General features: G+C 60.4%; 22 protein-coding genes and 2 riboswitches. Of the genes, 12 read left to right on the top strand and 10 right to left on the bottom strand.

Features of this window, described 5'->3' with window-relative positions:
* Positions 1-42 precede the first annotated feature (42 nt).
* From PMI22_RS12240 to PMI22_RS12255, 4 genes are all read right to left on the bottom strand, one after another.
* The gene (locus tag PMI22_RS12240; protein ID WP_007946527.1) at positions 43-1,260 is read right to left on the bottom strand and encodes an amino acid deaminase; all 1,218 of its coding nucleotides are present in this window, start codon (positions 1,258-1,260) and stop codon (positions 43-45) included.
* A 109-nt stretch (positions 1,261-1,369) separates the two neighbouring features.
* Positions 1,370-1,759 carry a RidA family protein gene (locus PMI22_RS12245; protein ID WP_007946526.1) on the bottom strand — a complete coding sequence of 130 codons (390 nt, stop codon included), beginning with the start codon at positions 1,757-1,759 and terminating at the stop codon, positions 1,370-1,372.
* 177 nt (positions 1,760-1,936) lie between these two features.
* Entirely contained in the window at positions 1,937-2,218 is a 282-nt protein-coding gene (locus PMI22_RS12250) for a type II toxin-antitoxin system RelE family toxin (protein WP_007946525.1), read from the bottom strand.
* Complete coding sequence (locus tag PMI22_RS12255; RefSeq protein ID WP_007946524.1) at positions 2,208-2,456, bottom strand: type II toxin-antitoxin system Phd/YefM family antitoxin; 249 nt, start codon at positions 2,454-2,456, stop codon at positions 2,208-2,210. Before PMI22_RS12255 ends, PMI22_RS12250 begins: the two co-directional genes overlap by 11 nt.
* Before the next feature lie 388 nt (positions 2,457-2,844).
* Between PMI22_RS12255 and PMI22_RS12260 the strand changes: the two genes are divergently transcribed.
* The 7 genes from PMI22_RS12260 to PMI22_RS12290 all read left to right on the top strand — a co-directional run bounded on the left by PMI22_RS12260 (position 2,845) and on the right by PMI22_RS12290 (position 12,197).
* The gene (locus PMI22_RS12260; protein WP_007946522.1) at positions 2,845-3,294 is read left to right on the top strand and encodes a thioredoxin family protein; all 450 of its coding nucleotides are present in this window, start codon (positions 2,845-2,847) and stop codon (positions 3,292-3,294) included.
* Between the two features lie 116 nt (positions 3,295-3,410).
* A complete protein-coding gene (gene wecB, locus PMI22_RS12265; protein ID WP_007946521.1) occupies positions 3,411-4,565 on the top strand; it encodes a non-hydrolyzing UDP-N-acetylglucosamine 2-epimerase in 1,155 nt (384 codons plus the stop codon).
* The gene (gene nfrB / locus PMI22_RS12270; RefSeq protein WP_007946520.1) at positions 4,562-6,736 is read left to right on the top strand and encodes a cyclic di-3',5'-guanylate-activated glycosyltransferase NfrB; all 2,175 of its coding nucleotides are present in this window, start codon (positions 4,562-4,564) and stop codon (positions 6,734-6,736) included. Before wecB ends, nfrB begins: the two co-directional genes overlap by 4 nt.
* Positions 6,733-9,891: an NfrA family protein gene (locus PMI22_RS12275; RefSeq protein ID WP_007946519.1), complete on the top strand. Its 3,159-nt coding sequence runs from the start codon at positions 6,733-6,735 to the stop codon at positions 9,889-9,891. The genes nfrB and PMI22_RS12275 overlap by 4 nt, the downstream gene beginning before the upstream one ends.
* A complete protein-coding gene (locus tag PMI22_RS12280; RefSeq protein ID WP_007946518.1) occupies positions 9,891-10,775 on the top strand; it encodes a DUF4434 family protein in 885 nt (294 codons plus the stop codon). Before PMI22_RS12275 ends, PMI22_RS12280 begins: the two co-directional genes overlap by 1 nt.
* Complete coding sequence (locus tag PMI22_RS12285) at positions 10,753-11,829, top strand: GGDEF domain-containing protein (RefSeq protein ID WP_007946517.1); 1,077 nt, start codon at positions 10,753-10,755, stop codon at positions 11,827-11,829. Before PMI22_RS12280 ends, PMI22_RS12285 begins: the two co-directional genes overlap by 23 nt.
* 110 nt (positions 11,830-11,939) lie before the next feature.
* Positions 11,940-12,197 carry a DUF2790 domain-containing protein gene (locus PMI22_RS12290; RefSeq protein WP_007946516.1) on the top strand — a complete coding sequence of 86 codons (258 nt, stop codon included), beginning with the start codon at positions 11,940-11,942 and terminating at the stop codon, positions 12,195-12,197.
* On the opposite strand, the gene PMI22_RS12295 is transcribed toward PMI22_RS12290, so the two are convergent.
* On the bottom strand, positions 12,194-12,598 hold the full coding sequence (locus PMI22_RS12295) for a MerR family transcriptional regulator (protein ID WP_007946515.1): 405 nt from the start codon (positions 12,596-12,598) through the stop codon (positions 12,194-12,196). The two genes, PMI22_RS12290 and PMI22_RS12295, sit on opposite strands and share 4 nt — an antisense overlap.
* 77 nt (positions 12,599-12,675) lie before the next feature.
* Between PMI22_RS12295 and PMI22_RS12300 the strand changes: the two genes are divergently transcribed.
* On the top strand, positions 12,676-13,899 hold the full coding sequence (locus tag PMI22_RS12300) for an NADH:flavin oxidoreductase/NADH oxidase family protein (protein ID WP_007946514.1): 1,224 nt from the start codon (positions 12,676-12,678) through the stop codon (positions 13,897-13,899).
* 118 nt (positions 13,900-14,017) lie between these two features.
* Here the strand turns inward: PMI22_RS12300 and PMI22_RS12305 are convergent, their stop codons facing one another.
* The 4 genes from PMI22_RS12305 to cobW form a co-directional block, all read right to left on the bottom strand.
* Positions 14,018-14,581, bottom strand: a complete 564-nt coding sequence (locus PMI22_RS12305) for a vWA domain-containing protein (RefSeq protein WP_033049322.1) — start codon at positions 14,579-14,581, stop codon at positions 14,018-14,020.
* 101 nt (positions 14,582-14,682) lie between these two features.
* Positions 14,683-15,681: an ATP-binding protein gene (locus PMI22_RS12310; protein ID WP_007946511.1), complete on the bottom strand. Its 999-nt coding sequence runs from the start codon at positions 15,679-15,681 to the stop codon at positions 14,683-14,685.
* 152 nt (positions 15,682-15,833) lie between these two features.
* Complete coding sequence (gene cobN, locus PMI22_RS12315) at positions 15,834-19,691, bottom strand: cobaltochelatase subunit CobN (RefSeq protein WP_007946510.1); 3,858 nt, start codon at positions 19,689-19,691, stop codon at positions 15,834-15,836.
* A 3-nt stretch (positions 19,692-19,694) separates the two neighbouring features.
* Positions 19,695-20,768 carry a cobalamin biosynthesis protein CobW gene (cobW, locus tag PMI22_RS12320; RefSeq protein WP_007946509.1) on the bottom strand — a complete coding sequence of 358 codons (1,074 nt, stop codon included), beginning with the start codon at positions 20,766-20,768 and terminating at the stop codon, positions 19,695-19,697.
* Positions 20,769-20,870: 102 nt separating this feature from the next.
* A riboswitch (cobalamin riboswitch) is annotated at positions 20,871-21,082 on the bottom strand.
* Positions 21,083-21,259: 177 nt separating this feature from the next.
* Positions 21,260-21,487, top strand: a riboswitch (cobalamin riboswitch).
* Positions 21,488-21,606: 119 nt separating this feature from the next.
* Between cobW and PMI22_RS12325 the strand changes: the two genes are divergently transcribed.
* The 4 genes from PMI22_RS12325 (at position 21,607) to cobM (ending at position 23,767) form a co-directional block, all read left to right on the top strand.
* Positions 21,607-21,810 (top strand): CbtB domain-containing protein, encoded by a 204-nt coding sequence (locus PMI22_RS12325; protein WP_007946508.1) that lies wholly within the window; start codon positions 21,607-21,609, stop codon positions 21,808-21,810.
* 11 nt (positions 21,811-21,821) lie between these two features.
* Positions 21,822-22,529 carry a CbtA family protein gene (locus PMI22_RS12330; RefSeq protein WP_007946507.1) on the top strand — a complete coding sequence of 236 codons (708 nt, stop codon included), beginning with the start codon at positions 21,822-21,824 and terminating at the stop codon, positions 22,527-22,529.
* A complete protein-coding gene (locus PMI22_RS12335) occupies positions 22,526-22,939 on the top strand; it encodes a cobalamin biosynthesis protein (RefSeq protein ID WP_033049320.1) in 414 nt (137 codons plus the stop codon). The genes PMI22_RS12330 and PMI22_RS12335 overlap by 4 nt, the downstream gene beginning before the upstream one ends.
* A gap of 81 nt (positions 22,940-23,020) precedes the next feature.
* Positions 23,021-23,767 (top strand): precorrin-4 C(11)-methyltransferase, encoded by a 747-nt coding sequence (cobM, locus tag PMI22_RS12340; RefSeq protein WP_007946505.1) that lies wholly within the window; start codon positions 23,021-23,023, stop codon positions 23,765-23,767.
* 160 nt (positions 23,768-23,927) lie between these two features.
* Here cobM and nfuA read toward each other — a convergent pair whose 3' ends face one another.
* Complete coding sequence (gene nfuA / locus PMI22_RS12345; protein ID WP_007946504.1) at positions 23,928-24,512, bottom strand: Fe-S biogenesis protein NfuA; 585 nt, start codon at positions 24,510-24,512, stop codon at positions 23,928-23,930.
* Positions 24,513-24,670 lie beyond the last annotated feature (158 nt).

Here is a 24,670-nt window from a genome sequence, read left to right as displayed (position 1 = left end):
CACAAAATTAATTACACCCTCGCCCCACCTCGGTTTCAAGCCTTAGAAAAAGGTCTCCATGGTTTCGATGACATTCAGCTGATCATCCACCAGACACCCCGTGCGCCACTTGTCGAACGTCAGGCACGGGTGCGAAGTGCCAAACGAAATGATGTCGCCCACTCGCAATTCAACCCCCGGCGCCACATTCATGAACGCGTGCTGATCCATCACCGCCGTCACCTTGCAGGCGCTGACATCATCGCCCGTCGCCGGCACCACGCCGGCCTTGTAACGCAGCAACGGCACTGGCAAACCGGCGTCGTAGGCCACATCGCGTTTGCCCAGGGCAATCACTGCGAAACCCGGCTCCGGCATCGACTGTACATGCGCCCAGACTTCCATTGCCGGACGCAAACCCTCGTTGAGGTCGCTGCGTCGGTTGAGCACGCAGCATTGCGCTTCTTTGTAGATGCCATGGTCGTGCGCCACATAGCTGCCGGGACGTAGCACGCTGAGGAAACGTCCGCCCGCGTTCTGCGCTTCGAACGCCTCGGCAATCAAGTCATACCAGGCTGATCCCGACGCGGTGATGATCGGTTTGGCAATCGCGAACGCACCGCTGTCCTGCAACTGCACCGCCAGGCGCACCAACGACGCAGCGAAATCACGAATGCCGGTGACCGCATGATCACCATGGATCACGCCTTCATAGCCTTCGATGCCGGTCAGGGCCAGCGCCGGTTGCGCGTTGATGGCTTTGGCCAGTGCGATGACTTCGTCTTCGGTACGGCAACCGCAACGACCGCCGACCACGCCGTATTCGATCATCACGTTCAGGCGCACACCGCGCGAGGCGAAGTAGGCGCCGAGGTCGGCGACGTTGTCCGGGTGATCAACCATGCAATGGAAGTCGAAGGTCGGGTCTGCCAGCAGAACGGCAATCAGCGCCATGTTCGGCGTGCCGACCAATTGGTTGGCCATCAGCACCCGACGCACGCCATGGGCATACGCCGCACGGGTTTGCGTGGCACTGGCCAGGGTGATGCCCCAGGCCCCAGCGTCCAGTTGGCGGCGAAACAGGGCCGGGGTCATGCTGGTTTTACCGTGGGGCGCGAGCTCGGCACCACTGTTGCTGGCAAAGGCCTGCATCCAGCGAATGTTGTGCTCCAGCGCTTCGCGGTGCAGCACCAGCGCCGGCAAGCTGACATCGCGCACCAGGTTAGCGCCGATATGGGCAAAGCCCTTTTCCACGGCGGCAGTGTGTTGGGCAGTAGACATGGTCGAACTCCTCACATTCGCGGCCGCAGGCAGCCGCGGTTATTCGTTGATACGCCGGGCCGTCATCGCTTGTAGGAGCAGGGTTTGCCCGCGATGGGCTCGACTCGGTTCAAACCTTTTTCTTGTACGCGACGCAGTCAATCTCAACTTTGCAATCAACCATCATGCTCGCCTGCACACACGCGCGCGCCGGGGCGTGTTCGGGGCTGAAGTACTCGGAAAACACTTTGTTGAAACTCCAGAAATCCCGTGGATCGTCCAGCCATACGCCGGTTCGCACCACGTCTTCCGGGCCGTAACCGGCCTCTTCGAGAATCGCGATCAGGTTTTTCATGGTCTGGTGAGTCTGCTCGACAATGCCTCCCACAATGATTTCGCCATCCAGCGCCGGCACCTGCCCGGACACGTGCAGCCAGCCATCGGCTTCAACCGCGCGGGCGAAAGGACGGGGCTGACCGCCGCCAGCGGTGCTACCGGTGCCGTAACGGGTAATGGTCATGATTGGTTCTCCTGATTGATGCATATTCCGCTATAGCGGAGACTTGAATGTAACAACGGAACAGTCCGCTGAAAGTGTGCCACAGGTTGCGGGGGGTACGGGGGAGGTTGAAAACCACGTTGAATCTACAAATCGAGACAAACGCAGGTGAAACTGTTGTGGATTCAACAAATCGCATCAGCATGCGGTAGCGGCTTTGTAAACATCACCGCGCTCTCTCCTCCCCACGGCAATTACTGTCACTACCAGTGCGTCATCCATGACGCGGTAAACCAGTCGATATCCGGCACTTTGCAGCTTGATTTTGTAGGCATTTCCAAGCCCACTGAGTCGGTCTGCGGGGACGTGTGGGTTTGTAAGTCGCTCCCGAAGTTTCTTTTTGAACTGATCTCTGAGGTTTACTCCAAGCTTTTTCCATTCCTTCCAGGCTTTATCGGAGAACTCCAGCTCATAGGTCATCAATCGAAACCTTTATCGTCGGGTCGTTTTCCCGCTCTTTACAAAGGGCAAGCAACTCCAGATCTTCCAAACGATTCATCAGGGCTTCGTATTCTTTGGCGGGAACGCAATAGAATGCCGGTTCATTGCGATTTAGTATCGCAACAGACAGACCACCGCCAGCAGCCACAGTACCCATCGGGTTCCTTTTCAATTCAGAGATGCTCGCTACGACCTGCGACAGGACGATATGTGTCATAAAAATGTTCCTTTGAGTGCTTTTAGAGGTACTAAAATTAGCACTCCAAAGGGTATCTGCCTCTATCCTTTTGGCATATAGAGGGCGCTCACCAGATGTCGTTTGCTGCACTTCAATTCGCGGATTGATCTTGTATTCCGGGTTGCTACTCATGCTCTCAGGTACTCCCTTCCAGTCCAAAACTGTCGTCACTGACGGATGAACAAAAGTATCACTTCACTCGCTTCCAGCTTTCCGTGATTGCTGTCGGGCCGGTCCCACTCTGAGGTAAGCCATGTCCTGATCGCCGTAGGAAAAGACCGAACTGTAACTTCTGACAGTAGACCCACCCCGCCCCCCTCCTTTACCGTCGGCAAACCTCGATGGTCGTTGTAAAAAGGAGATTTCAATGAGCTCGACCCGCCACCCGCCGACACTGGCGCCGGCCTACCGAAAAGCCTTGAACACCTGGCGGCCGGTGATCCTGTATTTCGGCAATACACACTGCCCTGCCTGCGAAATTGCCGAACCGATTTTCCGTCAAGTTGCTGAACAGTATCGGGACCGGGCGAGTATTTATGTGCTGAACACCGGCGAGTCTCCCCGCCATCCGAACGTGACCGGCACCCCGACCGTGCTGTTTTACAAGGATGGCAAACTGCTGAAAAAACTCAAAGGCATAGGCACCCGGCAAACCCTGGAAGCCGACTTTGCAGCCCATATTGGCAAGACAAAACCCAAACTCCTGCACCGACAACCCTCCCACACGGTCCATTGGTTACGACAAACGCTCAGCACCCTGCGCACCGCCCCCAGAGCCAGCGATCTGCTAAACCGTCGCCTTCATACTCGTTGTTGATGAAGCCTGTATGAGCATTGGACAACCCCGGTTCCGACTGCTTTATTCAATACTCAATTGATAAGCGGTTTTAACAGCCACGATATGACTGGCGTGCGCTGACCGGGGAGGAGTTGATGTCTTTCAAGGTCATGATGGTGTTCGGCACCCGCCCTGAAGCGATCAAGATGGCACCGCTCGCACGCGTTCTACGTCAGTGGCCCGGCGTCGAACTAAACATCTGCTCCACTGGCCAACACCGTGAAATGCTCAAGCAGGTGCTGGATTCCTTCGAATTGTCGGTCGACGAAGATCTGCACGTGATGACTCAGGGTCAGACTCTCAACGGCCTTTCCGAACAATTGCTGATTCAGCTCGACAAGGCCTATGAACGGGTAAATCCGGATATCGTGCTTGTCCATGGCGATACCACCACCAGCTTCATTGCCGCCCTCGCAGCCTTCAATCGTCAATTGCCGATCGGCCATGTCGAAGCGGGATTGCGCACCGGCAACCTGCGCGCGCCCTGGCCTGAAGAAGCCAACCGACACCTGACCGGCGTGATAGCCGACCTGCATTTTCCGCCCACCACCAAGGCTGAAGACAACCTGCTGCACGAAGGCGTGCCCAAGGGCAATATCGAAGTCACCGGCAACACGGTGATCGATGCGCTGGTGTGGATGCGTGCACATCAAACAGAAGTCAACTGGCACCCTGCCGCCGACTCACCGCTGGCGGTGCTGGATGAGCACCGCCGTATGGTCCTGATTACCGGTCACCGACGGGAAAACCTCGGCGACGGCTTTCAGAATATCTGCCAGGCGTTGGCCCAACTCGCACAGCATTACCCCGACGTGCAATTCGTCTACCCAGTACACCTCAACCCGCAGGTGCAAAGTGCGGTGTATGGGATGCTCTCGGACAAACCCAACATCTATCTGGTAGCACCGCAGGACTACCAGCATTTTGTCTGGCTAATGGGTCGGGCCCATTTCATCCTCACCGACTCCGGCGGTATTCAGGAAGAAGCACCGTCAATTGGCAAACCCTTGCTGGTGATGCGAGATGTCACGGAACGGCCCTCGGTGCTTGAAGGCGGCACGGTGCTGTTGGTGGGTACCGATACCGACCGGATCGTCAAGGAAGCCAGCCGGTTGCTGGATGAGGATGCCCACTTCGAGCGCATGAGCCGCGTGTTCAGTCCCTATGGGGACGGCCACGCCAGTGAGCGCATTGCCACACGCCTCGACGCCTGGCTACGTGCACGCTCGGCGTCGGGTAAAGCCACATGAGTCTTGGCCTTGTCGATTTTTTTGCTTATGTACTGTTTGGTCTTAAATACATCGCGATAGCTCTGGCCCTGTTGATGTTTGTACTCGGGCTCGATGACTTGTTCATCGACCTGGTGTACTGGACGCGCAAGTTGATCCGGCGCTGGCGGATCTACGAAAAATTCGAGCGTGCCGACGAAGAGCGGCTCTACGCCATCGCCGAAAAGCCCTTGGCGATCATGGTTCCGGCGTGGAATGAAGTCGGCGTGGTCGGAGAAATGGCGCGTCTGGCGGCCTCAACCATCGACTACGAGAACTACCAGATTTTTGTCGGCACTTACCCCAACGATGCCGACACCCAGGCCGATGTCGATGCGGTCTGCCAGCACTATCCCAATGTGCACAAAGTGGTGTGCGCCCGCCCCGGCCCGACCAGTAAGGCCGATTGCCTGAACAACATCATCGACGCGATCCTGCGCTTCGAAAGCGAGGCCAGGATCCAGTTCGCCGGTTTTATCCTGCACGATGCCGAAGACGTGATTTCGCCGATGGAGTTACGCCTGTTCAACTACCTGTTGCCGAACAAGGACCTGATCCAGATCCCGGTCTACCCCTACGCGCCGGAGTGGCACGGCTTCACCGCCGGGCACTACGTTGACGAGTTCGCGGAGAATCATGGCAAGGACGTCATTGTACGCGAAGCCCTGACCGGTCAGGTGCCGAGTGCCGGCGTCGGCACTTGCTTCAGCCGCAAGGCCATCAGTGCCCTGCTGGAAGATGGCGACGGCATCGCCTTCGATGTGCAAAGCCTGACCGAAGACTACGACATCGGTTTTCGTCTCAAGCAAAAAGGCATGAAGTGCATTTTCGCCCGTTACTCGGTGACCGACCCGAAACTGGCGCTTGAGCAGCCTTGGGCATTCGGCATGAACCGTGAGTTTTCCCAGGTCATCTGCGTCCGCGAGCATTTTCCACGGGATTTGCAGTACGCCATCCGCCAGAAGTCGCGCTGGATTGTCGGTATCGTCTTCCAGGGCACCACTAACCTCGGCTGGAGTTCTAAAGGTCTGCTCAACTACTTCCTGTGGCGCGACCGGCGCGGCTTGATCGCGTATTTGTTGAGTTTTCTGGTCAACTTGCTGTTCGTGGTGCTGCTGGTCATGTGGTTGGTGACGGTGATTTTCCCGGAGACCTGGCGTTATCCATCGATCCTCTCCGACAGCAAACTGCTGATTGCGCTGCTCTGGCTTAACGGGTTGATGCTGCTCAATCGATTGTTCCAGCGTGGCTGGTTTGTCACTCGTTACTACGGTCTGGGTGAGGGATTGCTGTCGGCGCCGCGCATGATATGGAGCAACTACGTCAACTTTTTCGCCAACCTGCGGGCGCTGCGCCAGGTAATGGAAATGGGCGATTCGCGCCGTGTGGCCTGGGACAAAACCACTCATGAGTTTCCGGCCCTGACCAAAGCCCAGCGCACGCCGCTCGGTCATCGTCTGATGGAAAAAGGCTTGATCACCGAGGAGCAACTGGACGCCGCGATCACCAGCCCGGTGCGGCGTCGCCTCGGACGCGAACTGTTACTGCGCGACTGCATCACCTCTGCACAACTGGTCGAGACGCTGGCCGAGCAACTGGACCTGGAATGGGCGCCGCTGAACCCGTTCAAACTCGACAAACGCCTGATTGATGCAGTGCCGCGCAAAGTCGCCTCTCATTACGGCGTGCTGCCAGTTGCCGAAGACGGCGACACGCTAGTGCTGACCTCGGAAAGCCCGGTCAGTCAGGTGTCGCAGGGAGCCATCAGCCGCCAGTTGAAACGCCCCGTGCGCTGCCGACTCGCGCCTCAAGGCCGGGTCACCCTGGGCATTCGTTACTGGTACGCCAGCCCCCATCAACGTGACGAGGTCAGGCAGATGCTCAGCGTGCTTGAGCGTTATCAGGACGATGAAGCCCTGCTCGAACGCGTCAGCCGCCATCAAGTGCTGCTGGGCAATCTGCTGCAAGAGCGCGGCATGGTTCCGGCGACTTTGTTCAATCAGGCCCTGATCGACTTCGACGCCGAAACCATGTCCTTGGGCGAACATTTGATCTCACGCGACATGATCACCCGGGAAGTACTCGAACAAGCCTTGGCCGATCAGGCCAGCGAACAGCACGCCGCCTACTGCATCGCCCGGGAGGTTGCATGAAGGCTCGGACAATTTGCCTGGGTACCTTGTTGTTCAGCCTGAGCCTCAACACGTGGGCGCAGGCCGAACCGCTGAGCGATTTTCAGGAGTTCCGCAGTTTTCCCTACATGGACCGCAGTTACCGCGAAGCGAAAAAAGGCAACTGGGCCGAAGTCGAGCGGTTGATGCGTCATCTGCTGAGCAAGGTGCCAAATAACGACGAAGCCCGTGCTTTGCTGGTGGAATCGCTGGCCAAACAACGGCGCTACAAGGACGCGGTGCAGACCCTGCCAGATACCCCGAAAAACAGCGATGCCCTGCTCAACCTGCGCCTGACCTGGATCGAACAAGACCCGCCAGGCAGCGAACAAGTCGAACAGTGGATGGCCACCAGCTCCCCGAACCACCGCGTGCGCCTATGGCAGGCTTACAGCCTGAGCCTGGCCAAGTTCGGCGGTGCGGCCAGGGCGCACGACTGGCTGGCGCAATTGGCGCCCCGGGGCGACGAGGACATCCTGCGCCGCGCGCGCGCGAACTGGTCCGAGCAACTGCGCGACTGGAACGGCACCATCGAACAACTGGCCCCACTGGCGGCCCGCAATCAACTGGACGCCCAAGGCTGGCAACGATTGGCCAATGCCTACGTGCAGCGCCTCGACGAGCAAGCGCTTCGACAACTGCTGGAACAGGCACCCAGCGCTGAAGCCGCACGCAAAACCCGCCTGGCCATGGTCGACCGCTCGATTGCCATGGGCCACACCCAGCAAGCCCAGCGCTGGATGCAATCGCTGCCGGCCAGCGACCTGGCGGACCCGGCCCAGCGTCAACGGCTGTGGGAATTGGCACGACAAACGGGCGACGTCGCCATCGTGCAGCGCCTGAGCGGCGATTTGCAGCGCCCCTGCCTGGAAACGGCAGAATGGCTATCGCGCCGCGACCCGGACGCTGCACTCAGCCAATTGCGCGGTTGTCGGCCAGACGACGATCCGCAGACCTGGCTGATCCTCGCCCAACGCCTGCAAGCCACCGAATTGCTGCAAAGCACACGCCTGCCGGAGCCGTGGGACACGCGCCGGCAGGAACAACTGCTGGACGTCTGGCAGGCGCAGGGCCACAGCGACAAAGTCTTGGCCTGGCTGGCCAGCCAGCCGCAAACCGCCGGCGTGGTCAAACGCCGCGCCGATCTGACGCAAGCACTGGGTCGAACAACTGAAGCGGCGGCGTTGTGGGAGCGCCATTACCAGCTGACCGGTAACTTCGACTCGCTGAATCAGGCCACTTATTTGGCGCTGAACAACGGTCAACGGGAGCATGCGCAACAACTGCTCGAAAACGCTTACGATCGCCACAACGGCAAACTGCCGGCCGTCCTGCTGCAACGCCTGGCGAATTTCTATGCCATGTCGACCCCGACCCCGGCGCAGCAACGGCGCATCGTCTCGCTGCTCAATCGCGTCGATCCCGCCACGCGCGGTCAGTTGCTGGCGCAACTGGCCGAGAACGGTCAATGCGCCGTGGTGCAGCATGCCATCGGCGAGCATCCTCAGGCTGTGGGTGACTACCGCGCACTCGGCCGCTGCGCCATGCCGGATCGTCCCGGCGAAGCGGTGGTTTATTACCAACAGGCTGAAAAACGCGGGGACCAAAGCAGCCGCCTGCCGTTTGCCTATGCCCTTGAAGCAGCGGGTGATTCGGCTGGCGCCCTGGCGATCTGGCGCAGTGTTCCTGCGGCACAAATGAGCGACAACGCCAAACTAACCGCCAGCCGCAGCGCCCTTGCCGCAGGTGACAATCAGGCCGCTGAACGCTACTGGCAACAGAGCAGCGCCCGGGGTGCCAATGAATGGGCGTTGGGCGCAGCCATTGCCGATGCGCGGGGTGATCATGGATTGGCCTTGCAGCGACAGCACTCAGCCATGCAGCAATCGCCTGATGCCGGGAATTTCTACGCGGCGTCCGTCACGGCGCAAAAAGCCGGTGAGACGCAGCAAAGCACCGCGTGGCTCGCCGAGGCCGTGCGCCGCGAGCCAGACAACCCACGTTATCGGGCCGATTACGGCATGCGACTGGCCGGCGCCGAGACCCGCGAAGAACGCGCGAAAGCGCTCCCCTACCTGCAAACCGCCACCCAGGATTTCCCCGAGGACTACCGCCTCGGCGAAACCCTCGCCTTGCGCCATGACGAAGCCGCAGACAGCGCTTCGGCGCGCAACGAACTGCGCCGGGTGATCGACCAGGAACAAAACCCGGTCGCCGCCGACGATGAAGATGGCAGTATGGAAGCCCGGCGTTATCGCCAGCGTCGCGCCCACGAAGCCCTGTCTCGCCGCGACACACGCACCTTAGCCAGCACCTGGTCGCCGGCCGGCATATCGACCAACGACTTTGTGCGCCCCGACAACAACGGCACCGGCACCAGCCGCCAGCCCGCCTCGCAGAACGTGCAATTGGCCATGTGGGACCATGCGCTGGGCGAAGAACCGAGCCGGGCCGGCAGCACGCTTTCGGTTTATGGACGGGTGTTGCTCGGCGGTGTCGGTCGTACGAGTTACGCCGAATCCATCGGTACTGGCGTCGGCCTGCGCTATAAACCGTGGGGCACAGCAAACATCAACTTCTACGGCGAGATTTACAAACAGAGCCAGTTCGACGACCAGGACAATCACAGCCTGAGCCTGGGACAACTGCTTGTTCCTGAAAAACTGGCCGATCAGATTGAAGATCACCGCCAGGACGGCCACAGCACCACCGACTACCTGCTGCGCGCCACCGGATCGTTTCTCGATCAGGGGCGATTCCGCAACGATTGGCGTGTCGATGAAAGTGATTGGGAAGAACGCTCCCTCTACCTGGACGCCGCCTGGTGGACCAAGGCCGGCGACCACCAATGGCTGTCGCGTTTCCAGCAGGGGCATACCTGGAAGTTGCCATTCAATGGCGCGCAAACCCTCATGCCGTACGGTTTTCTCGAATTCGCCAGCCAGGACCCGAGCAATGTCTGGCGCCAGGACCTGCGCACCGGCCTGGGCTTGCGCTGGCAATGGTGGTTCGACGACGACCTCTATAACGCTTATCGCGCGCACCTGAGTGTACGTACTGAGTACCAGCAATCGCTGGGCGGCAACTTGTACGAGGGCGGTAACGGTGTGCTGGTGGGCGTGGAGTTGAATTTCTGATGACGCGAATAGTGTTGATGCTCTGCGTATTGCTGGTCAGCCTCGGGGGGCGTGCCGATGAGCGCGTTTTCTATCAACCGCTTAACGTCGATGCCAGCCTCAGCCAAGCGCAATGGCGAACAGTCTGGCAAGAAACCGCCAGACAGGGAGCGCATACATTAATTGTGCAATGGACTGTGTACGGCGATTCGAACTTCGGCGGGGCTAATGGCTGGCTCGCCAGCAGTTTGCGCCAAGCCCAAGAACAGGGCCTGAATCTGGTGCTGGGACTGGCAATGGACCCTGCGTACTACCAGCGCATCAATGAACTGGACAGCGCCGGGCTGGCCACCTACTGGCAAGCACAACTGGGCCAATCGCTGGCTCAGCAGCGGACACTGCGCAAGGACTGGAAACTGCCCGTCAGCGGCTGGTACCTGCCGCTGGAACTGGATGACCTGCACTTTTTTCCGGCCGACCGACGCACCACCCTGCAACGCCAGTTGAAGGACTTCGCCGGCAAACTCGATGCGCCGCTGCATATCAGTGCATTCAGTGCCGGCAAACTGGCGCCGCAGGTCAACGGACAGTGGCTGGGCGCCTTGGCCACTGCTGGCCTGCAAGTATGGTGGCAAGACGGCGCCGGCACGGGCCGCTTGCCGGCATTGGTTCGTCAGAGCTACGCCAGCGCACTGCCCTGCCCGGTCGGTATCGTGCGTGAAGCCTTTCGCCAGGTCAGCGTCGAAGGCCAGCCGTTTCGTGCGCAACCGTCTACGCCAGACGCAACGTCGGCGGGTTGTCATCCGACCTCGGTGTTTTCCCTGCGCTACCGGCCATGGGGCAAGTTGATCCTCGACAACCAGCACAACAACAGGGCCGGCGATGTACAAAACCATCGAAGATGAAATCCGTGGCAAAGCCGCGCCGGCTGCTTTGAAAGCCGAGTTCATCCAGCACGAGTTCGAACGCCAGCACACGTTCTGCCTGTTGATCTATGTCGCCAGTGTTGCCATGTGGGTGGTGTTCGACTTGATCCTCAGCTTCATGGGCGGTCGGCCTTTTACTTGGCAGTTGCTGTTGTTCTTCGGGGTGTTTTCAACCCTGACGATTCTGTTGCTGTTCACCCGCAAAGCCGGGCACTTTGATGTCTTGAATCTGTTCTTCGTGTTCGCCATCACGTTGGGCTCGCGGCTGCTGGTAGATGATTTGCCTGAAAGCAACCGTGCGGCATGGCTGTTAATTGCCGCGTCCAGCACGCTATACGGCGCTTCGATCCTGCCGCTTAGTCGCTGGTCGTTCTTCGGCGCGCAACTGATTACCTGGTTGAACCTCAACCCGTTCTATCACACCGACGTTGGCGCGTTCGAGGTCAGGGGTGTGATGACCCTCAATTACAGCGCTTTCCTCTGTGCGCTGACGCTCTACAGTTTCTTCAAATTGCGTGAAGCCAAGCTGAACAACTACATCATGACCAACCTATTGCTGGATCAGGCTTACTTCGACACCCTCACCGAAATCCCCAATCGCCGGTCATTCATGACCCGCGCCCACCAGCAATTGCATGCCAAGCCGCGCGTGCACGACCATTACCTGGCGATGATCGACATCGACAACTTCAAGAAGGTCAACGATGTCTACGGCCACGACGTCGGCGACGAAGTGCTCAAGCGCATTGCCGCAGACATCAAAACGGTCATGGTCGATTTTGAGTACGCACGACTGGGGGGTGAAGAGTTTGCGATTTACCTGGCCGGGGTGCGTCGCGAAGACGTCGAGCACCTGGCGGGTGAACTGTGCCGGGTGGTGCGTGAACACCCGACCCGGCATCCGGTGACCATCAGTGTCGGCCTGGCGCGGGTTGCAGACGGCGACACGTTGAATCAGGCGCTGATCAAGGCCGATGAGGCGTTGTATGCGTCAAAGCACTCGGGGAAGGATCGGTACACCTTTCATGAATAACCTAAAGCGCCTTTTGATCTGAAAACCTTGCCTTGAGCCTGGAATAAACCCTGGCGGGGCTCGTCGTACTGCCACTGAAATCCTTCAGTAGCCACTACGAGCGCCCCATCATGAAAAACCTTCTGTCCACGCTGTTTCTGATTGCCCTGACCGGTACTGCAGCCGCCGCCTCCGTCGACAACGCCAACCCCTCGAACGTCGAGGATTACAGCTATTCGAAAGCGCTGAACATCGCCAAGGTGGTCAACATCACCAGCGGCGATTACTGCGGCATCGGCCCACGGGAAATGACCTACATCGACACGATGGGCACCACCCATGTCTTGCGCTACCAGGCTTACGGTGATTCGTGCATCGATCAGAACTAATGCTTGAACGACGCCATCAATCGCTCGGCATTCGCATCACAGGCCATCCCTTCGGGCCGTGTCTGGATATTTTCGATCACCGCCAGCAACTGCGCCTTGCTCTGGGCCAGGTGCAGTTGCATTTCCTCGATCTGCTCCACTTTACGCGAAAGCCCCGCCACCAATTCGTCATGCTTGAACTCGCCCGTCACCGTGTCCGGTAGCAACAGCTTCAGCTCTTCCAGACTGAATCCTGCCTGCTGCGCACACTGGATGATTTGCAAGGTTTGCAGTACTTGCGCGGGATACCGCCGGTAACCGTTGGCCGAACGCTCGACCTGACGAATCAAACCCTGAGCCTCATAAAAACGAATGCGCGAAGCGTTCAGCCCGCTTAACTGCGCCAGTTCACCAATCTTCATTACGCCCTCATTTGCCTGCTTGACATTAAAGTTAACTTTAAGCTTAGCCTCTGCTCTTCACTGATGAGGAGCCAAGCATGTCGCCCTTCCAAGCGTTGAATCTGCCCAACGGCCAGACCGTCGGCAATCGTATCGCCAAAGCCGCGATGGAAGAAAACCTCGCTGACACCGGGCAAGCACCGTCTGACGCATTATTTCGGCTGTATCAGGCCTGGGCCGAGGGCGAAGCCGGTTTGTTGCTGACCGGTAATGTCATGATCGACCGCCGCGCCATGACCGGCCCCGGCGGCGTCGTGCTGGAAGACGAACGCGATCTGCAACGCTTTCGGCAGTGGGCAACCATCGGCCGGTCCGGTGGCGCGCAGTTCTGGATGCAGCTCAATCACCCCGGCCGCCAGACCATGGCCAACCTCGGTCAGCAAGCCTGGGCACCGTCGGCAGTGGCACTGGACTTGGGGGCGTTTTCGAAAATGTTCGCCGAGCCCAAACCGATGACCGAGAACGATATCGCCGAGGTGATCGCGCGCTTTGCCACCAGCGCGGCCCTCGCCGAAAAGGCCGGCTTCACCGGCGTGCAGATTCATGCCGCGCACGGTTACCTGATCAGCCAGTTCCTCTCACCGTTGACCAATCGCCGCACCGACCGCTGGGGTGGATCGCTGGAGAATCGAGCGCGCTTGCTACTGGACGTGGTCAGTGCCGTTCGCCAAGCCGTCTCGCCGCAATTTTGCGTGGCGGTTAAACTCAACTCCGCCGACTTCCAGCGTGGCGGCTTTGACGCTGACGATGCCCGTCAGGTGATCATGTGGCTCAACGAGCACCCCATCGACCTGCTGGAACTCTCCGGCGGCAGCTACGAGGCCCCGGCCATGCAAGGCGAAGCCAGTGATGGCCGGACGTTGGCGCGCGAAGCCTATTTTCTGGAAATGGCCGGTGAACTGGCCAGCGTCGCGCGCATGCCGGTGATGGTCACCGGTGGCATTCGGCGCCTGGCCGTCGTCGAACAGGTGCTCGACAGCGGCATCGCCATGGCCGGCATCGGCACGGCACTGGCGGTCGAACCGCAGTTGGTCAAACACTGGCGCGAAGGCCGCAACAGCCATCCACAACTGCCGCCGATTCTGTGGAAACGCAAACCACTGGCGGCTCTAGCGAGCATGGCGGTGGTGAAGTTTCAGCTTCATCGATTGAGCCGCGGGCGCAAGCCACGGCCGCAGGTGTCTGCCGTGTGGGCGTTGATTCTTGACCGGTTGTATATTGGCCGGCGTACGCGGCAGTACCGTCAGGCGATGGGCAAATAGATTTAAACCGGGTTGTCCCCATCGCGAGCAGGCTCGCTCCCACAGGTTTTGTGGACACTGAAGAACCACTGTGGGAGCTGGCTTGCCAGCGATGAGGCCGGAACAGACAACCAATAATTCAGCCAGAAATCAGCTCATCAATATGGCGATAATCTGCTTGTAATTCAGCCGCCATCTGCCTCGCCCGCCCAAGCCGAATCGGCCCGCGCTCGATATCAATCAGCAGGCTCGGACACTCCAGCAGCGGCAAACTCGACCACTCCTTCAATCGCCCATCGGTCAGCAACAACACACGCTGCTGCTCCGCCGGGAAGCGCTTTTGCCGCGTCGCCAACCAACGCACCGCCTCACCCAGCGCCGCCAACACCGGCGTGCCACCGCTTGCGCCCAATCCATCAAGCCAGGCCCGCGAACCGCTGGACGCTTTCAAGCCTTGTACCTGCCATTTCGGCACATTGCCGCTGGCCGTCAACAACGCAAGGCGCGCCCGCTGGCGGTAGGCATCATCGAACACTTGCGCCAGCAAGCCTTTTGCATCGCTCAGCGCCTGGTGACGCCGGGTCGAGGCCGAGGCATCGACGATCACCAGCCACAACTCATGGGCGCAACGGGTACGCAGGTGGAACAGCACATCGCTGCGCTGACGGGGGCGGCCATTGAGTAAGGTCCCCGGCCAGTTGATCGAACCGCTGCGTGCGGCGTGACGTTTGCCTTGCTTGCCGTTGTTCAGCCGTCCTGCGCGGGGTCTGGCATTCGCCCCCGCATCAGATCGAGGGCGAATGCCTAGGGCTTTTTTGGCCAGCTCGGCACTTCACGGCGAGCGCCAACCGGCAGCGCCTGGGCGGGCATTTCACCCCATTGGCCCTGGCCTTCGCTCGGGTTGGCGTTTTGTGCAGACGGCGGCAGATGGTGTTGCGGTACCGGGGGTGATTGCTCGCGGCGACGATGACGCAAGGCAAACTCGGCGACGGCGTCGATATCGGCCTCAGTGATCGCGTTTGCACCGCGCCATGCGGCATGAGCGCGCGCGGCGCGTAACCAGACCAGATCAGCGCGCAAGCCATCGACGCCGGCAGCAAAGCAGCGCTCGGTGATCAGCGCCAACGCTTCATCATCAAGGGGGATGCTCGCCAGCACGCTACGGGCCTTTTCACACTGTTCGCGCAGCGACTGCTGCTGGTGCTCCCACTGCGCACAGAAGCGTTGCGGATCATTGTCGAAATCCAGTCGTCGACGGATGATCTGGCCGCGTTCGGTTGGTGCGGTGTGGCCACTGAGCGCAACGTTCAGGCCAAAGCGGTCGAGCAATTGCGGACGCAGTTCGCCCTCTTCCGGGTTCATGGTGCCGATCAGCACAAATTTCGCCGAATGTCGATGGGAAATGCCATCGCGCTCGATCAGGTTGGTGCCGCTGGCGGCGACGTCGAGCAACAGGTCCACGAGGTGATCGGGCAGCAGGTTCACTTCATCGACGTACAGCACGCCGCCGTCAGCCTTGGCCAACACGCCGGGAGAGAATTGCGCACGGCCGTCGCTCAGGGCGGCGTCGAGGTCGAGGGTGCCGACCAGTCGTTCTTCGGTGGCGCCCAGTGGCAAGGTGACAAATTGACCACTGGCCAACAGGTCCGCGAGGCCCCGGGCCAGGGTGGATTTGGCCATGCCACGCGGACCTTCGATCAGCACACCGCCGATTTTCGGGTCGATGGCGGTCAGGTACAGGGCGAGTTTCAAGTCGTCGGCGCCGACCACGGCGGATAAGGGGAAATGCGGGGTGTCGGTCATCTTTAATACTCGGTCATGGTCGGTAGGTGCATCAGTGTGATCGTTCCCACGCTCCGCGTGGGAATGCAGCAAGGGACGCTCTGCGTCCCCAGAGCCGAACGCGGAGCGTCCGTTGAGGCATTCCCACGCAGAGCGTGGGAACGATCATGCGCTCAAGAATCTTCTTCTATGTCCAGCAACAGGTTTTCCAGCGCCTCGCGATACTCGCCCGGTTCCTTCCACATCCCCCGCTGCTGCGCTTCCAGCATCCGTTCAGTCATGTCACGCAGGGCGTGCGGATTGTGCTCGCGAACAAACTCCCGAGTCGCCGGGTCGAGCAAATAGGCGTCGGCCAGCAACGCATACTGGTGATCGTCAATCAGTTGCGTGGTGGCGTCGAACGCAAACAGGTTATCGACCGTTGCCGCCAGTTCAAACGCGCCTTTGTAGCCATGACGCTTGACCCCTTCGATCCACTTTGGATTGGCCGCCCGGGAGCGGATCACCCGGTTCAGCTCTTCCTTCAAGGTCCGGATCTTCGGCAAGTCCGGCTGACTGTGATCACCGTGGTAACTGGCTGCGGCTTCACCGCTGAGGCTTTCCACGGCGGCAAGCATGCCGCCCTGGAATTGGTAATAGTCGTTGGAATCGAGCAAGTCGTGCTCGCGGTTGTCCTGGTTTTGCAGCACCGCTTGCACCTGGCTCAGGCGCTGGGCGAATTGATCGCGGGCGGCGGTACCTTCGTCGGATCCGCCATAAGCATAGCCGCCCCAATTCAGGTAAACCTCGGCCAGGTCTTCGCGGCTTTGCCACAGACGACCGTCGATAGCGCCCTGCACACCGGCGCCATAGGCACCGGGTTTGGCACCGAAAATTCGCCAGCCGGCCTGACGATTGGCAGCGTCTTCATCCAGACCCGATTGCATCAACGTTTCACGCTCGGCGCGCACTTTGGCGGCCAACGGGTTGAGGTCGTCGGGCTCATCCAGCGCCGCGACCGCTTGCACCGCCGCGTCGAACAGGCGGATCAGGTTGGCAAAGGCATCACGGAAGAATCCGGAAACGCGCAAGGTCACGTCCACACGCGGACGGTCGAGCAAGCTCAGTGGCAGAATTTCGAAATCGTCGACCCGCTGACTGCCCGTCGCCCAGACCGGACGCACGCCCATCAGCGCCATGGCCTGGGCGATGTCGTCGCCGCCGGTGCGCATGGTCGCGGTGCCCCAGACCGACAGGCCGAGTTGGCGCAAGTGATCGCCGTGGTCTTGCAGGTGTCGTTCAAGGATCAGGTTGGCTGACTGGAAGCCGATGCGCCACGCGGTGGTGGTCGGCAGGTTGCGCACGTCCACCGAGTAGAAATTGCGCCCGGTCGGCAGCACGTCGAGACGACCGCGACTGGGTGCGCCGCTGGGGCCGGCCGGGACGAAGCGCCCGCTCAAGGCATCAAGCAGGCCGCGCATTTCCGCTGGGCCGCAGGCATCCAGACGTGGGGCGACGACTTCGCGCAGGTTGTCGATGATCGCGTGCACTTCGGCCCAGCGCGCCTCCTGTGGGAGCGAGCCTGCTCGCGAAGCGGTTGAACATTCAACATTGATGTCGATTGACCCGCCGCTTTCGCGAGCAGGCTCGCTCCCACAGGGGCCGGGGTTGGTATTCAAAGTTTGCGAGATCAGGTCAGCGGCGAACAGTTCCAGACGTTCACGCGCATCACCCGCCGTGCGCCAGGCTTCATCATTGAACGATTGCAGTTCAGCTGGACGCGGTCCAGTCCAAGGCTCGGCCAACACGCAATCCAGCGGATCGAAACCCAGCTCGAACGCTTTCGCCAACGCCCGCAACAAACTCGATTGCGCACCACGGCCATCACCCCGGGGAATTCGCAGCAAGGCCAGCAACGTGTCGATACGCAACCGCCCGGTCGGTGACTCGCCGAAGATGTGCAGGCCATCGCGAATCTGCGATTCCTTCAAGTCGCACAGGTACGTGTCCAGACGCGGCAACCAGATCGCCGCATCGGCGTCGCTGTCGAGTTTTTCGTCCAGTTGCAGCTCGCGGTCGATGTGCGTCTCGCGCACCAGTTGCAGAATGTCGCGCTGCAACTCCCGGGCGCGGCGCGGGTCGAGCAGTTGCGCTTCGTAATATTCGTCGGCCAGCAGTTCAAGGTTGCGCAGAGGCCCGTAGGTTTCAGCGCGGGTCAGCGGCGGCATCAGGTGGTCGATGATCACCGCTTGGGTGCGGCGCTTGGCCTGCGCGCCCTCGCCCGGATCGTTGACTATAAAAGGATAAATGTTCGGCAGCGGCCCGAGCAGTGCGTCCGGCCAGCAGCTTTGCGACAACCCGACACCTTTGCCCGGCAGCCATTCGAGGTTGCCGTGCTTGCCGACGTGGATTACGCCGTGGGCGCCATAGGTGTTGCGCAGCCAGAAGTAGAACGCCAGATAGCCGTGCGGCGGCACCAGGTCCGGGTCGTGATACACCGCACTCGGGTCGACCTGATAACCACGCGCCGGTTGAATGCCGACGAAAGTCAAACCGAAGCGCAGTCCCGCGATCATCATGCGTCCGCCACGGTACATCGGATCGCTTTCGGGTGTGCCCCAGCGTTCCAGCACGGCTTGGCGATTCTCTTCGGGCAAGGCGTCGAACATCCGGTTGTAATCGTCCAGCGCAAGGCTTTGGTGGCAGGGACGCTGGTCGAGGGTGTCGAGGTCGTTGCTGACGCCGCCGAGTAGTTGCTGGATCAACGCGGTGCCGCTGCCCGGTAATCCGGCCGGCAACGGATAACCTTCCTTATGCAGCGCACGCAGGATGTTCAACGCGGCGGCCGGGGTGTCGAGGCCGACGCCATTGCCGATGCGCCCATCACGGGTCGGGTAGTTGGCAAGGATCAGGGCAATGCGTTTTTCGCTGTTCGGCACCCGCGCCAGATCGATCCAGCGTCGTGCCAGTTCGGCGACAAAATCCATGCGTTCCGGCTGTGGTCGATAACAAACCACATCGGACTGACTGCGCTCGCTGCGCCACGCCAGGTCCTTGAAACTGATCGGACGGCTGATGATTCGGCCGTCCAGTTCCGGCAACGCGATGTGCATCGCCAGGTCGCGCGGACCGAGGCCCTGCTCGCTGGCGCGCCAACCGGGCTCGTTGTCTTGAGCGCAAATCGCCTGGATCACCGGAATGTTGCGACGAAACGGTCGCAGGTGCGGCGCTTCGGGGCTGGATTGGGCGAAACCGGTGGTGTTCAGAATCACCCCTGCCCCGACTTCATCCAGCCAATCCTCGACCACCGCCAGGCAGCCGGGCTCTTTCAAACTGGCCACGGCAATCGGCAAGGGGTTTAACCCTGCCGCTTGCAAACGCTGGCAGAAAACGTCGATGAAACCGGTATTGGCCGCCTGCAAATGCGAGCGGTAAAACAGCACCGCCGCCACCGGTTGCTCGGTTTGCCAGTCGGCTTGCCAATCCTTCAGCTCTGCGGGGCTTTTGTGCGGGTGGTAAATCGCCGTACGCGGCAGAACTTGCGGCTCGGCCCAAGTGTAATCGCGACCCAACCAACGATTAGCCAGGCAGCGGAAAAAGTCCAGGGCATTGCCCATGCCGCCCTGCCGCAAAAACTGCCAGAGCCGGTCACGGTCTTGCGCTACCACCGTGCTGAGGTCGCTGAGTTCCGGGTCCGGGCGATCATCGCCCGGCACCAGAATCAGCTGCACGCCCCGTTCGGACAATTGCACCAGCCGCTCGACGCCATACCGCCAATAGGCGATGCCACCGTGCAGCGAGATCAGGATCACTTTGGCGTGACGCAACACTTCGTCGACGTACAGATCGACCGACGCGTGATTCTGCACCTGCATCGGGTTGGCCAGGCGCACGCTCGGGTAGTCGTCGGGCAGTTGCTGCGCGGCTTCAGCGAGCAGCGCGAGGCTGGAATCGCCGCTGCACAGGATCACCAGCTCGGCGGGGGTTTGTCCGAGGTCGGCGATGTTGTCATCCGACACGAAACCGCCGGGCTGGGTCCTGAGCAGGTGCATGGCTTAAACGCTGAGCGCTGCGCGCAATTGCGCTTCGAGTTGCGCGGCGTCCAGTTCCTGGCCAATCAATACCAGGCGCGTGGTACGCGCTTCATCGGCGCCCCACTGACGGTCAAAGTGCTTGTCGAAACGCGTGCCCACGCCCTGAATCAGCAAGCGCATCGGTTTGTTCGGGATCGCCGCGAAACCTTTGACCCGCAGGATGCCGTGCTGGACCACCAGTAGCGTCAGCGCATCCATCAGCAGGCTTTCGTCGGCTTGCGGCAGTTCGATGGAAATGGAATCGAACGCGTCGTGGTCATGCTCATCGTGATGGCCGTCTTCACCTTCATGGTGGTGATCGTGGTGGCTGTGACGGCTGTCGATGTGTTCTTCGGAACCGGCACCGAGACCGATCAACACGTCCAGTGGCAGGCGACCGCTGCTGGCTTCGATGACTTTTACCGCGGGCGGCAACTCTTCGGCGACTTCGAGGCGAACGCGGGCCAGGTCTTCAGGGCTGATCAGGTCAGCCTTGTTGAGAATCACCAGGTCGGCGCTGGCCAGTTGATCGGCGAACAACTCGTGCAGCGGCGATTCGTGGTCCAGGTTGGGGTCGAGTTTGCGCTGGGCGTCGACCTGATCCGGGAACGCCGCGAAGGTGCCGGCGGCCACGGCCGGGCTGTCGACCACGGTGATGACGGCGTCAACGGTGCAGGCACTGCGGATTTCCGGCCACTGGAAGGCTTGAACCAGTGGCTTGGGTAGGGCCAGGCCCGAGGTTTCGATGAGGATATGGTCGAGGTCACCGCGACGGGCCACCAGTTCGCGCATCACCGGGAAGAATTCTTCCTGAACGGTGCAGCACAGGCAGCCGTTGGCCAATTCATAAACGCGGCCATTGGCTTCTTCTTCGGTGCAGCCGATGGAGCACTGCTTGAGGATTTCGCCGTCAATGCCCAACTCGCCGAACTCGTTGACGATCACCGCGATGCGACGGCCCTGAGCGTTGTCGAGCATGTGCCGCAGCAAGGTGGTTTTGCCCGAACCGAGAAAGCCGGTAACGATGGTGACGGGGAGTTTGGCCAGTGTTTTCATCGGATGCCCTTTGGCAAGGTGGCGGGCATACGGGACGACAACCGGCAACGCGCACGCGCATGCCTGAAGAGTTCGCCACCGGATCACCCCGCCCGGTTGAAAGTGAGAATCTGTGTCGAGGCAGGTCTCCTGGCTGACGGCTGGCCAGTCGTTTGACTGGCGGTTGCTGCGCCTTCCCGCTCGCGCCATGGCTGGCGCATGCAGTGGCATGGCAGAAACTGAACCGTTCACAGTTGCGGGGGCAGCCGCGGCATTGACCGCGTTCCCTTCTTAGCTTCGGCATGCGCCGAAGAACCTCGAATGCGCAAGGCTACGCATCGCGCTGGGGCGGGTCAATGTTCACATGACATCGGCGGCGCGTCCTTCGCGAGCAGGCTCGCTCCCACATTGGAACGCGGTCACCTGTGGGAGCGAGCCTGCTCGCGAATGATGCGCCTCGGTCCCGAGTTGAGAACCCATAGCAATTGACGCGAATCCCCCGCCCATGCTCTCCTACGCACTTTGTTACGGGTGCCCTTCACAGGGTGAAACGGGAAACCGGTGAATCGTGTGCTTTACTCAAAGCCATGTCAGTCCGGTGCTGCCCCCGCAACGGTAAGCGAGCGAAGCATCAAATCCACTGTGCCAGCAGTTCGGCATGGGAAGGTGATGCTTGCAGGTCAAGGCGAAAGCCTGCGCCCCTCGTGAGCCCGGAGACCGGCCCGCAACACAAAGTGATCGTTACGGTCACTGAACAACAAACCCGCGGTGGGCGGGCGCTGTTTGACGTCTGCGTGCCCGACTCGCAGGGGTTTTCCATGCGCTCTATTCACCCGCTGACAGACCAGAGGGAAGCGCCATGTCGATCATCAGCAGCACCGGCAGCAACACGGACAAACGCACCGCCAGCACCACTTCAACCCTGAGCCAACGCCTGACCGCCGCCGTTTGTGCGTCGATCCTGGGCGCGAGCCTTGTGTATTTCGCCGGTTTCTCGCACATCGAAGCGGTCCACAACGCCGCGCACGATACCCGTCACAGCGCCGCTTTTCCGTGCCATTGAGAGCTGCCGACATGTTCAAGCGTATAGCGCAAACCGCTGGTTTCACCGGGCTGTTGGCCGCCCTGTTGCTGACTCTGCTACAAAGTTTCTGGGTCGCACCGTTGATCGTCCAGGCGGAAACCTACGAAAAAACCGAGCCGGCGGTGGTTCAACCCCATGAACACGTCGACGGCACCATGGCAGGTCACACCCACAGTGCCGAAGCCTGGGAGCCGGAAGACGGCTGGCAGCGCGTGCTGTCGACTACCGGCGGCAACCTGGTGGTAGCCGTTGGTTTTGCCCTGATGCTTGCCGGCCTGTACACCCTGCGCGCACCGACCAAAACGTCTCAGGGCCTGCTCTGGGGTCTGGCGGGTTATGCGACCTTCGTGTTGGCGCCGACCCTTGGCCTGCCGCCGGAACTGCCAGGTACTGCTGCAGCTGATCTGGCTCAACGGCAAATGTGGTGGATCGGCACAGCCGCCTCCACAGCTGTCGGTATCGCGTTGATCGTGTTCAGCCGTCACTGGTTGATGAAGGTTCTCGGCGTGGCGATTCTGGCCGTTCCGCACGTGATCGGCGCACCACAACCGGAGGTGCATTCGATGCTCGCACCGCAAGCGCTGGAAACTCAGTTCAAGATCGCTTCGCAGTTGACCAACGTGGCGTTCTGGCTGGCCCTGGGCCTGATCAGTGCCTGGTTGTTCCGCCGCAAAAGCGATAGTCAATACCACGCATGACAGAGGCTGGCACAGTGCCGACGCTCGTGGTCGGCCTGGGCTGCCAGCGCGGCTGCCCCGCCGGCACGTTGCGGGCTTTGCTCGATCAGGCCTTACAGGCGCATCAAATCGGACTACATGAGATCACGGCGCTGGCCAGCATCGACTTGAAGCGTGATGAGCCTGGCCTGATCGAACTCGCAGAGCACCTCGCACTGCCATTGATGTATTTCAGCAGCGAACAATTGGCCGGTTATCGTCCCCAACTCAGCCATCATTCGGACATCGCGTTCGAACGCACCGGCTGCTACGGCGTGGCTGAAAGTGCCGCCCTGGCATTAGCCGAACAGCTGGCCCAGGTGCCGGCAAAACTGCTGATCCCCCGACAAAAATTTGCTCAAGCGACCCTGGCATTGGCAGTTGTTGCATAACCCCCCCGATAATCGCGCCTTCGATCATGAGCAATCTTCATCTGAAGCCTGGCTCGGCCTCTTTTTTCACAGGAACTGACAATGACCGTCTATTTCATTGGTGCAGGGCCCGGTGACCCGGAACTGATAACGGTCAAAGGCCAGCGGCTGATTCGCAGCTGCCCGGTGATCATCTATGCCGGCTCCCTGGTGCCTGCGGCCGTGCTGGAAGGCCACCGCGCCGAACAGGTGGTCAACAGCGCCGAATTACACCTGGAACAGATCATCGAGCTGATCAAAACCGCCCACGCCAACGGACAGGATGTGGCGCGAGTGCATTCCGGTGATCCGAGCCTGTATGGCGCCATTGGCGAGCAGATTCGCCACCTGCGCGAGCTTGGTATTCCGTTTGAAATCGTTCCGGGCGTCACGGCGACGGCGGCGTGTGCGGCGCTTTTAGGGGCGGAACTGACCCTGCCGGACGTGTCGCAGAGCGTGATCCTGACCCGCTACGCCGACAAGACCGCCATGCCGGCGGGAGAAGAATTGGGCAGTCTGGCGCAACACGGGGCGACCATGGCCATTCATCTGGGCGTTAATCACCTGGAAAAAATCCTCGCTGAACTCCTGCCGCATTACGGCGCGGACTGTCCGATTGCGGTGATTCACCGGGCGACGTGGCCGGATCAGGATTGGGTGGTGGGGACGCTTGAAGACATTGCCGGGAAGGTTGAAGCGAAGGGATTTCGACGGACGGCGTTGATTCTGGTGGGTCGGGTGTTGGGGAGTGACCAGTTCAGTGAGTCGTCACTGTATCGCGCGGGGCATGCGCACTTGTATCGCCCCTGAGATGATCGTTCCCGCGCTCTGCGTGGGAATGCCTTAACGGACGATCTGCGTCCGTATATGGGACGCGGAGCGTCCCGGGCTGCATTCCCACGCGGAGCATGGGAACGATCAAAAAAAACGGCACTCACGGGTGCCGTTTTTTATGTTCGCAGCGAACACCTTAGTAGTAGGCGTTTTCTTTCTGCGTGTGGTCAGTCACGTCGCGTACACCTTTCAACTCGGGAATACGCTCAAGCAAGGTGCGCTCGATGCCTTCCTTCAGGGTCACGTCCGCCTGGCCGCAGCCCTGGCAACCACCACCAAATTTCAACACGGCGATGCCGTCTTCGACCACATCGATCAGGCTGACCTGACCGCCGTGGCTTGCCAGCCCCGGGTTGATCTCGGTTTGCAGGTAGTAATTGATGCGCTCGTTGACCGGGCTGTCGGCGTTGACCATCGGCACTTTGGCGTTTGGCGCCTTGATGGTCAGCTGGCCGCCCATACGGTCGGTGGCGTAGTCGACTACCGCATCGTCCAGGAAGGCTTCGCTGAACGAGTCGATGTAGGCCGTGAAGCTTTTGAGCCCCAGCGCCGTGTCTTCAGGTTTTTCTTCGCCCGGCTTGCAGTAGGCAATGCAGGTTTCGGCGTACTGGGTGCCAGGCTGGGTAATAAAGACGCGGATGCCGATACCCGGGGTGTTCTGCTTGGAGAGCAGGTCAGCCAGATAATCGTGGGCGGCGTCGGTAATGGTTATAGCGGTCATGGAAACTCCTCGCAGGCTTGGGCGCAGTTTACGCCAATCAACGCGCCGCACAAAGTCCTAGTATTTTTGTCAGGAAAGATCCCGGCAATTCCCTGTGGGAGTGGGCTTGCTCGCGAAAGCGTCAGGTCAATCAACATTTATGCTGAATGTGACGCACT

This window comes from Pseudomonas sp. GM21, assembly GCF_000282215.1.
Taxonomy (GTDB): domain Bacteria; phylum Pseudomonadota; class Gammaproteobacteria; order Pseudomonadales; family Pseudomonadaceae; genus Aquipseudomonas.
This window is presented reverse-complemented; position numbering and strand designations above follow the sequence as displayed.

Excerpts from the sequence above, each read along its gene's own strand:
- PMI22_RS12325 (WP_007946508.1), top strand. The coding sequence starts at position 21,607 with ATGTCGATCATCAGCAGCACCGGCAGCAACACGGACAAACGCACCGCC.
- PMI22_RS12330 (WP_007946507.1), top strand. The coding sequence starts at position 21,822 with ATGTTCAAGCGTATAGCGCAAACCGCTGGTTTCACCGGGCTGTTGGCC.
- PMI22_RS12285 (WP_007946517.1), top strand. The coding sequence starts at position 10,753 with ATGTACAAAACCATCGAAGATGAAATCCGTGGCAAAGCCGCGCCGGCT.
- cobN (WP_007946510.1), bottom strand. The coding sequence starts at position 19,691 with ATGCACCTGCTCAGGACCCAGCCCGGCGGTTTCGTGTCGGATGACAAC.
- PMI22_RS12300 (WP_007946514.1), top strand. The coding sequence starts at position 12,676 with ATGTCGCCCTTCCAAGCGTTGAATCTGCCCAACGGCCAGACCGTCGGC.
- PMI22_RS12290 (WP_007946516.1), top strand. The coding sequence starts at position 11,940 with ATGAAAAACCTTCTGTCCACGCTGTTTCTGATTGCCCTGACCGGTACT.
- PMI22_RS12275 (WP_007946519.1), top strand. The coding sequence starts at position 6,733 with ATGAAGGCTCGGACAATTTGCCTGGGTACCTTGTTGTTCAGCCTGAGC.
- PMI22_RS12240 (WP_007946527.1), bottom strand. The coding sequence starts at position 1,260 with ATGTCTACTGCCCAACACACTGCCGCCGTGGAAAAGGGCTTTGCCCAT.
- PMI22_RS12245 (WP_007946526.1), bottom strand. The coding sequence starts at position 1,759 with ATGACCATTACCCGTTACGGCACCGGTAGCACCGCTGGCGGCGGTCAG.
- nfrB (WP_007946520.1), top strand. The coding sequence starts at position 4,562 with ATGAGTCTTGGCCTTGTCGATTTTTTTGCTTATGTACTGTTTGGTCTT.
- cobM (WP_007946505.1), top strand. The coding sequence starts at position 23,021 with ATGACCGTCTATTTCATTGGTGCAGGGCCCGGTGACCCGGAACTGATA.
- nfuA (WP_007946504.1), bottom strand. The coding sequence starts at position 24,512 with ATGACCGCTATAACCATTACCGACGCCGCCCACGATTATCTGGCTGAC.
- PMI22_RS12280 (WP_007946518.1), top strand. The coding sequence starts at position 9,891 with ATGACGCGAATAGTGTTGATGCTCTGCGTATTGCTGGTCAGCCTCGGG.
- wecB (WP_007946521.1), top strand. The coding sequence starts at position 3,411 with ATGTCTTTCAAGGTCATGATGGTGTTCGGCACCCGCCCTGAAGCGATC.
- PMI22_RS12335 (WP_033049320.1), top strand. The coding sequence starts at position 22,526 with ATGACAGAGGCTGGCACAGTGCCGACGCTCGTGGTCGGCCTGGGCTGC.
- cobW (WP_007946509.1), bottom strand. The coding sequence starts at position 20,768 with ATGAAAACACTGGCCAAACTCCCCGTCACCATCGTTACCGGCTTTCTC.
- PMI22_RS12260 (WP_007946522.1), top strand. The coding sequence starts at position 2,845 with ATGAGCTCGACCCGCCACCCGCCGACACTGGCGCCGGCCTACCGAAAA.
- PMI22_RS12310 (WP_007946511.1), bottom strand. The coding sequence starts at position 15,681 with ATGACCGACACCCCGCATTTCCCCTTATCCGCCGTGGTCGGCGCCGAC.
- PMI22_RS12250 (WP_007946525.1), bottom strand. The coding sequence starts at position 2,218 with ATGACCTATGAGCTGGAGTTCTCCGATAAAGCCTGGAAGGAATGGAAA.
- PMI22_RS12295 (WP_007946515.1), bottom strand. The coding sequence starts at position 12,598 with ATGAAGATTGGTGAACTGGCGCAGTTAAGCGGGCTGAACGCTTCGCGC.
- PMI22_RS12255 (WP_007946524.1), bottom strand. The coding sequence starts at position 2,456 with ATGACACATATCGTCCTGTCGCAGGTCGTAGCGAGCATCTCTGAATTG.